Annotated in this window: 7 protein-coding genes; 2 read left to right on the top strand and 5 right to left on the bottom strand. The window is 73.7% G+C overall.

The annotated features are described in order from the left end of the window. Positions 1-98: 98 nt before the first annotated feature. From ABZ923_RS18395 to ABZ923_RS18375, 5 genes are all read right to left on the bottom strand, one after another. Positions 99-896: an SAM-dependent methyltransferase gene (locus ABZ923_RS18395; protein WP_361472442.1), complete on the bottom strand. Its 798-nt coding sequence runs from the start codon at positions 894-896 to the stop codon at positions 99-101. 66 nt (positions 897-962) lie between these two features. Continuing rightward, positions 963-1,610 carry an endonuclease gene (locus tag ABZ923_RS18390; RefSeq protein WP_361472439.1) on the bottom strand — a complete coding sequence of 216 codons (648 nt, stop codon included), beginning with the start codon at positions 1,608-1,610 and terminating at the stop codon, positions 963-965. A gap of 11 nt (positions 1,611-1,621) precedes the next feature. Then, entirely contained in the window at positions 1,622-1,966 is a 345-nt protein-coding gene (locus ABZ923_RS18385; RefSeq protein WP_361472436.1) for a DUF3140 domain-containing protein, read from the bottom strand. A gap of 31 nt (positions 1,967-1,997) precedes the next feature. Beyond that, positions 1,998-2,486 (bottom strand): DNA starvation/stationary phase protection protein, encoded by a 489-nt coding sequence (locus ABZ923_RS18380; protein ID WP_361472433.1) that lies wholly within the window; start codon positions 2,484-2,486, stop codon positions 1,998-2,000. An 85-nt stretch (positions 2,487-2,571) separates the two neighbouring features. After that, the gene (locus tag ABZ923_RS18375) at positions 2,572-3,381 is read right to left on the bottom strand and encodes a lysophospholipase (RefSeq protein WP_361472430.1); all 810 of its coding nucleotides are present in this window, start codon (positions 3,379-3,381) and stop codon (positions 2,572-2,574) included. 139 nt (positions 3,382-3,520) lie between these two features. Between ABZ923_RS18375 and ABZ923_RS18370 the strand changes: the two genes are divergently transcribed. Next, positions 3,521-4,708, top strand: a complete 1,188-nt coding sequence (locus ABZ923_RS18370) for a thiolase family protein (protein WP_361472428.1) — start codon at positions 3,521-3,523, stop codon at positions 4,706-4,708. 73 nt (positions 4,709-4,781) lie between these two features. Then, positions 4,782-6,296, top strand: coding sequence for a long-chain fatty acid--CoA ligase (locus ABZ923_RS18365; protein ID WP_361472425.1), 1,515 nt, complete (start codon positions 4,782-4,784; stop codon positions 6,294-6,296). Positions 6,297-6,364 lie beyond the last annotated feature (68 nt).

Below are 6,364 nucleotides of genomic sequence, written 5' to 3'. Positions count from 1 at the left end.
ACAACGCCGCAGATGTGCGTGCCAAGCCCCGCTCGGGTCGGCCAGGTGGCGCGGTCGCCCGGGGCCGGCCTGATCCGGAAGAAAGGCCCTAGCCCGGCTCAGGGCTTGAGCGCGACCCCGCCGTACAGCGAGATCGGCCCGTCCGGTGTCCGTTCGGGCCGCCACTGCGCCACGGAGACGATCCCGGGCTCCAGCAGGTCGAGTCCCCGGAAGAACGTGCCCACCTCGGCGTGGGAGCGGGCCACCAGGGTGACCCCGCCGGCCGCGTAGGCCGCGATGCCCTTGCGGACGTTCTCGGGTTCGAAGTCGGCGGTCATCGTGGACAGCACCAGGCAGCTGCCCGGTGCCAGCGCGCCGACCAGGGTGTCCACCAGGTCGTGGGCGCCGTCCTCGTCGGCGACGAAGTGCAGCAGGGCGATGAGGGAGAGGGCCACCGGGCGGTCGAGGTCCAGGACGCGGGCGGCCTGTTCCAGGATGGTCCGCGGATCGCGGGCGTCGGCCTGGACGTACTCCGTCACGCCCTCGCGGGTGCCGCGCAGCAGCGCGCCGGCGTGGGCCAGCACGATGGGGTCGTTGTCGACGTAGACCACGCGGGCGTCCGGGATGACCGACTGGGCGATCTGGTGCAGGTTCGGCTCGGTCGGTATGCCGGTGCCGATGTCCAGGAACTGGCGGATGCCGTGCTCCGCGGCCAGCGTCCGGGTGGTGCGGTGCATGAACGCCCGGTTGGCGCGGGCGGCCTTCGGGGCGCCCTCGTCGATCGCCGCGATCCGCCGGCCCAGTTCCTCGTCGACCGGGTAGTTGTCCTTGCCGCCGAGGAACCAGTCGTACACCCGGGCCGGATGCGGCCGGGTCGTGTCGATGGTGTCCTGGATCCGCGGGCCGGTCCCCGTCACGCGCTGCTCCTCCACCCGTCCGGTCCCGGCGGTCGGTCCGGGACGTGCGGGAGCAGTCTGACACGATCATGCGGCGCGGCGCAGACAGTCTTCGGCCACCTGTCTGTCGAGCGCCGCCCGCACCAACGCGGCGGCCAGCACGGCCGGTTGGGTGTCCCCGGCCAGTCCGGCCAGCCGGTCGGGGTCCTCGGGCAGGCCGAGCCGTCCGGCGCCGGACAGCGCTTTGCCGTCCAGGTAGGGCGCGATGTCGGGCCACACCCGCTGCGCCTCGCGCAGGAAGATGTCGGCGCCGGCCGGCCCGATGCCCGGCTCCTCCTGGAGGAGTTGCTTCAGGGTGCCGGGGTCGCCCTCCGCCTCGCGGTGCAGCCGGCGCAGGTCCCCGCCCCAGCGCTCGGTGAGCAGCTCGGCGCCGTCGCCGAGCTGGGTGGCCGTCCGCTCGTCGTACCGGCGGTAGCCGCCGCGGCCGAGCGCGTCCACCCGCTGCTGCCAGCCGGCCTCGGCCATCCGGCGCGGGCTGTCCAGGTGGTCCTCGTGCAGGGCCCGGGCGGCGGCCACCGCGACCGAGGCCCGGATCCGGGCGCTCAGCAGCAGGGACAGCACCAGCAGCCGGTACAGCGGCTGGGGGGTGTCCTTCAGGCGGATGCCCGCCTCCTCGGCGTACGTCCGCCCGTACGCGGACACCAGCTCGTGCACGACGCGTTCGTCGCGGTTCACGACCGCACCGGCTACGGCTTGAGCGGGTCGTGGCCCAGCGTCATCAGCCGGTGCCGCCGGCGGGTGTCCTCCGGCGTGTTCTCCGGCTCCGGCTCGTTCTCCGGGTCGACCAGGCCATCGACGGTGTCGACGACCTGGTACATGACCCGGACGTCCTCGTCGGTGAGGTCGGTACGGCGCTTCTGCAGGATCGCGAGGACGTGCTGCCCGGTGGGCGTGCCCGCCTCCTCCGGCAGGGGCTCCGTCTCCTCGTCGGCGTCGCGGACCCTCAGCCAGGCCGCGAGCTCGGCCGAGGTCATGTTCACCACGCGGTGGAAGTCCTCCCACAGCGCCTCGATCTCCAGGGCGTCGGCCACGGGTCTTCCCCTTCCGTGCGGGCTGGGTGTCCTAGCTGGCGTCGTCGCGCGGGTGGTTCTCCGCCTCGAACATCCACCGCTGCTTCTCCAGGTCGGCCGTGACCGAGATCAGCAGGTCCTGGGTGACCGGGTCGGCCTTCTCGGTCGCCTCGATCCGCTCGCGCAGCCGGCCGACGGCCGCCTCCAGCGCCGACACCATCAGCTCGACCGCCTCGGTGTCGCGCAGCCAGCCGTCCTTGGCGCCGGGCAGCGCGAAGGCCGCGGCGATGGTCTCCGGCCGGCCGTCCGGCGGCACGCCCAGCGCGGCGGCCCGCTCGGCCACGGTGTCCGAGTGCTCCCGGGCCGCGGCGACCACCTCGTCCAGCTGGAGGTGGATCGACCGGAACCGGGGTCCCACGACGTTCCAGTGCGCCTGCTTGCCGATCAGCGACAGGCCGAGCAGGTCGACCAGGGTCTCCTGCAGGGCGGTCCCGGTGACGCGGAGTGCCTCCTCGGGCAGCGTGCTCTTGACCACGGTCATGGCGCGTACGTCCCCTTTCGTGAGCTGTGCACGGTCATGTCCGTGGGAGCGGGTGCCCGCTGCCCAGGGGGAGCAAACCGGCTGATCAGCGGGGCAGCACCCGGTCCAGGAAGCCCAGCACCTCGGCGAAGACGTCGTGCTTGCAGGTCTCGTGGAACACCTCGTGCCGGGCCCCCGGGAAGATCCGCTCGGTCAGCCGCCCGCCGCTCAGCCGCTCCACCCCGGTCCGGCTGCCGGGCAGCGGCACCAGCCGGTCGTCGTCGCCGTGCAGCCACAGCAGGGGCAGCGGGCCGACGTCACCGCCCCGGGCGACGGCTTCGAGGGTCCGTACGAACGCCTCCAGCGTCGGCCGCTTCATGGGCCCGTGCCAGACCAGCGGATCCGCGGCGTAGGCGGCGCCCACGGCCGGGTCCCGGGAGAGCGCGGACGGGCTGATCGGGACGTCCGGGATCTCCTGTGCCGCCAGCAGCCGCCCGGGCAGCTCCCAGGTGCCGATCACCGGGCCGGACAGGACCAGCGCGCTCAGCTCGTCGCCGTACCGCTGGGCGTAGCGGGCCGCGATCAGTCCGCCCATGGAGTGGCCGACCAGGACCAGCGGCAGTCCGGGGTGGGCGGCGCGGGCCAGTTCCGCCACCGCGTGCACGTCCGTGACCACGTCCTCGAAGTCCTCGATCAGCACCCGCTCCCCGGCCGAGCGGCCGTGGCCGGCGTGGTCGGGCGCGTACACGGCGGCGCCGTTTCCGGTGAGCGCACCGGCCAGTTCCGCGTACCGGCCGGCGTGTTCGCCGTAGCCGTGCACCAGGAGGGCCAGCCGGCGGGGGGCCGGGTGCGGCCACTCGTGCACGGCGAGGGGGCCGTGGGTGCCGTCGAGGGTGTGCTCGCGCACGTGGGGCATCTCTCCTCCAGCTGCCTCGGAAGGTCCTGGAGGATCTTCCCAGCGGGGCGGTCGGGGGTCTATAGTCCAAAACTAGCAGTGCTAATTAAGTGCTGTGCAGGTCCGTGATCCACAGCGTCGTAGGTCAGGAGTCCCAGCCGTGCGTCCCGTCCACTTCGCGGCCGCCCGCCGCACCCCCATCGGCAAGCTGCGCGGAGCCCTCTCCTCCGTCCGGCCCGACGATCTGGCCGCGACCGTGATCCGCCACCTGGTGGCCGAGGTGCCCGCGCTCGACCCGGCCCGCATCGACGACGTCTACTGGGGCGCAGCCAACCAGGCCGGCGAGGACAACCGCAACGTCGCCCGGATGGCCGCCCTGCTCGCCGGACTGCCCGACTCCGTGCCCGGCGCCACCGTCAACCGGCTGTGTGCCTCCGGACTCGAAGCGGTCACCGCCGCCGCCCGCACCATCGCCGCCGGCGAGGCCGACATCGTGATCGCCGGCGGCTCGGAGTCGATGAGCCGCGCCCCCTTCGTCCTGCCCCGCCCCGACGAGGCCCTGCCGCACCGCATCGAGACCCACGACACCCGGCTCGGCTGGCGGCTGGTCAACCCCGCCATGAAGGAGCTGCACGGCCTGCTCTCCATGGGCGAGACCGCCGAGGAGGTCGCCGAGCGGTACGGCGTCTCCCGCGCCCGGCAGGACGAGTTCGCCCTGCGCAGCCACCAACTGGCCGCCGCCGCACGCAAGAACGGCCACTTCGACGACGAACTCCTGCCCGTCGAGCGCCCCGACGGCGTCGTGGTCGAACAGGACGAGTGCGTCCGCGAGGACACCTCCCTGGAGAAGCTCTCCCGCCTCAAGCCGGTCTTCCGCGCGGGCGGCACCGTGACGGCCGGCAACGCCTCGCCGATGAACGACGGCGCGGCCGGCCTGCTGCTGGTCAGCGAGGAGGCGCTGAACGAGCTGGGCCTGGAGTCCCTCGGCCGCTATGTCGCGGGCGCCTCCGCCGGCGTCCACCCCGACGTGATGGGCCTCGGCCCGGTCCCGGCCACCCGCAAAGTGCTGGCCCGGGCCGGCTGGGAGACCGGAGACGTCCAGGAGGCCGAGTTCAACGAGGCGTTCGCCGCCCAGGCCCTGGCCTGCGTCGACCAGCTGGGCATCGACCCGGACCTGGTGAACCCCACCGGCGGCGCCATCGCCCTCGGCCACCCCCTCGGCTGCTCCGGCGCCCGCATCCTCACCACCCTGCTGCACCGGATGCGGCGCACGGGCGCGGACCGCGGGCTCGCGACCATGTGCGTGGGCGTGGGGCAGGGGAGCGCGGTGCTGGTCGAGAGGCACTAGACCTTTCCCCACGGGGGCTCCCCGCACGGGGATCCGGTACACGAGCCGCAGCAAGGAAACGGAGCACCACTCCATGGCCACCCTGTCCGTCGCCGCCATCCTCGCCGAGAACGCCCGGCGCCGCCCCGGCAAGACCGCCCTCGTCGAAGGCGACCTGCGGCTCACCTTCGCCGAGGTGTGGCAGCGGGCGCTGGCCCAGGCCGGCGCGCTCACCGGTCTCGGCGTACGGCCCGGCGACCGGGTCGCCCTCATGGCGCCCAACACCGCCGAGTTCCCCGTGGCCTACTACGCGATCGCGGCGGCGGGCGGTGTCGTCGTCCCCGTGCACCTGCTGCTGTCGGCCGGCGAGGTCGAGCACGTCCTGCGGGACAGCGGGGCCACGCTGCTGCTGGTGCACCCGGCGCAGGCGGAGACCGGCACCGCCGCCGCACGCGCCACGGGCGTCCGGGCGGTCACCCTGGGCGGCGAGTTCGAGAAGCTCGCGGCCGACGCCGAGCCCCTCCCGTCGTACGTCACCCGGGCCGCCGACGACCCCGCCGTCGTCTTCTACACCAGCGGTACGACCGGTGTCCCCAAGGGCGCCGTCCTCAGCCACTTCAACCTGGTGATGAACGCGACCGTCAACGCCTTCGACGCCAACGACATCCGCGCCGACGACATCTCCCTCGGCGCGCTGCCGCTGTTCCACGCCTTCGGCCAGACGGTGTCGCTGAACTCCACCTGGCGGGCCGGCGCCACGCTCGTGCTGCTGCCCCGCTTCGACGCGGCCCGGGCCATCGAGCTGATGGTGCAGGAGGGCGTGAACACCTTCCAGGGCGTGCCGACCATGTTCGTCGCCCTCGCGGCGGCCGCCGCCGACGCCGAGCGGCTCCCCGCGCTGCGGGTGTGCATCTCCGGCGGGGCCTCGCTCCCGGTCGCCGTGCTGGAGCGGTTCGAGGCCGCGTTCGGGACGAAGATCTACGAGGGGTACGGGCTGTCGGAGACCTCGCCGACCGCCACCGTCAACCAGCCGGTGTTCGGCACCAGGGCCGGCACCATCGGCCACCCGCTGTGGGGCGTCGACGTGGAGATCGCCCGCGCCGATCTGGAGGGCCGGATCGAGCTGCTGCCGCCCGGCGAGCTGGGCGAGGTCGTCATCCGCGGCCACAACGTCTTCTCCGGCTACCTCGGCCGCCCCGAGGCCACCGCCGAGGCCCTGGTGGACGGCTGGTTCCGCACCGGCGACCTCGGCACCAAGGACGACGAGGGCTTCCTGCGGATCGTCGACCGCAAGAAGGACGTCATCATCCGCGGCGGCTACAACGTCTACCCGAGGGAGGTCGAGGAGGTCCTGATGCGCCACCCGCAGATCGCCCAGGTCGCCGTCATCGGCCTGCCCGACGAGCTGCACGGCGAGGAGGTGTGCGCCGTCGTCGTCCCGGAGCCGGGCACCGCCCCCGACGCCGCCGCGCTCACCGAGTGGTCCAAGGAGCACCTCGGCCGGCACAAGTACCCGCGGCGCGTGGAGGTCACCGACGGGCTGCCGCTCGGACCGAGCATGAAGGTGCTCAAGCGGGAGCTGCGGGCGCGGTACGACACGGGCCGCTAGGCGGTACGCCGGCCGGGGCACCGGGACCGACCGGCGAGACCCCGCTTACGCCGGACCCATGCATGTGC

The sequence above is a fragment of the Streptomyces sp. NPDC046881 genome (assembly GCF_040645015.1).
Classification (GTDB): Bacteria; Actinomycetota; Actinomycetes; order Streptomycetales; family Streptomycetaceae; genus Streptomyces.
The sequence above is the reverse complement of the archived record's forward strand: the minus strand, read 5'-3'. Positions and strand labels throughout refer to the sequence as shown.

Excerpts from the sequence above, each read along its gene's own strand:
- ABZ923_RS18375 (WP_361472430.1), bottom strand. The coding sequence starts at position 3,381 with ATGCCCCACGTGCGCGAGCACACCCTCGACGGCACCCACGGCCCCCTC.
- ABZ923_RS18380 (WP_361472433.1), bottom strand. The coding sequence starts at position 2,486 with ATGACCGTGGTCAAGAGCACGCTGCCCGAGGAGGCACTCCGCGTCACC.
- ABZ923_RS18365 (WP_361472425.1), top strand. The coding sequence starts at position 4,782 with ATGGCCACCCTGTCCGTCGCCGCCATCCTCGCCGAGAACGCCCGGCGC.